Below are 1,552 nucleotides of genomic sequence, written 5' to 3' on the forward strand. Positions count from 1 at the left end.
GCGGTCCAAGACTTAGCGGTCCAAGACTTAGCGGTCCAAGACTTAGCGGTCCAAGACTTAGCGGTCCAAGACTTAGCGGTCCAAGACTTAGCGGTCCAAGACTTAGAGGCGTTCTCGGGCATCCGATGCAAAAAACCCAGCGGCCGGGACCGCTGGGTTTTCCTCGTTAGATCGGATGCGGCTCCAGGCCGCCGACGTCGGGCTCTGGCTTCTGCCCCGTGGTCGGCACCGCGGAGCCGCGCGGCGGCGGCGTTGGCGTCGACTCTTCGCGCACCGGGCGCTTGCCGGCGAGCAGGCCTTTGATCTCATCGCCGGACAGCGTCTCGAATTCGAGAAGCGCATTGGCGAGCGTATCCAGATCCGTACGCTTGTCGACGAGGATCTGCCTGGCCTTCTCGTAAGCTTCCTGCACCAGCCGGCGCACCTCCGCGTCGATCGTCTCCTGCGTCTGTTCGGAGAAAGTCTGCGTGCGTCCGAGCGAGTAGCCGAGGAACTGCTCCTGCTGCGGGTCGGCATAGGCGACGGTGCCAAGCTTGTCCGAGAAGCCGAGCTGGGTGACCATCGCGCGGGCGATGCGCGTCGCCTGCTGAATGTCCGACGCGGCGCCGGAGGTCGTCTTCGCCGATCCAAAGATCAACTCTTCGGCGACGCGGCCGCCCATCGCCATGGCGAGCATCGCCACGAGCTGCTCGTAGCTCTGCGAGATTTGATCGCGCTCGGGGAGACCCTGCACCATGCCGAGCGCTCTGCCGCGCGGAATGATCGTCGCCTTGTGGATCGGAATCGAGCCCGGCACGTTCAGGGAGACCAGCGCATGGCCGCCTTCGTGATAGGCGGTGAGTTTCTTCTCCTCATCCGTCATCACCAGCGTGCGCCGCTCGGCGCCCATCATGATCTTGTCGCGGGCGTCCTCGAACTCCTGGCTCGTGACGATCCGCTTCGAGCGCCGCGCCGCGAGCAGCGCCGCCTCGTTGACAAGATTCATCAGATCCGCGCCCGAGAAGCCCGGCGTGCCGCGCGCGACGATCTTCAAATCCACATCCGGCGCCAAAGGCACCTTGCGGGCGTGAACCTTGAGGATCTTCTCGCGGCCGATGAAATCCGGGTTCGGCACCTGGATCTGCCGGTCGAAACGGCCCGGACGCATCAGCGCCGGATCGAGCACGTCCGGACGGTTGGTCGCGGCGATCAGGATGATGCCCTCATTCGCCTCGAAGCCGTCCATCTCGACGAGCAGCTGGTTCAGCGTCTGCTCGCGCTCGTCGTTGCCGCCGCCAAGGCCGGCGCCGCGATGGCGGCCGACCGCGTCGATCTCGTCGACGAAGATGATGCAGGGCGCGTTCTTCTTCGCCTGTTCGAACATGTCGCGCACGCGCGAGGCGCCCACGCCGACGAACATTTCGACGAAGTCAGAGCCCGAGATCGAGAAGAACGGCACGCCCGCCTCGCCGGCGATGGCGCGCGCCAGCAGCGTCTTGCCGGTGCCGGGCGGTCCAACGAGCAGCACGCCGCGCGGGATGCGCCCGCCGAGCCGCTGGAACTTCTGCGGATC

General features: G+C 65.9%; 1 protein-coding gene. It reads right to left on the minus strand.

What is annotated here, in order from left to right; translation table 11 throughout:
• Positions 1 to 166 precede the first annotated feature (166 nt).
• On the minus strand, positions 167 to 1,552 hold a 1,386-nt coding region (gene ftsH / locus IYX23_RS08590; RefSeq protein ID WP_196398841.1), incomplete at its 5' end, for an ATP-dependent zinc metalloprotease FtsH.

This window comes from Methylocystis sp. L43 (assembly GCF_015709525.1).
In the GTDB taxonomy this organism is placed as follows: Bacteria; Pseudomonadota; Alphaproteobacteria; order Rhizobiales; family Beijerinckiaceae; genus Methylocystis.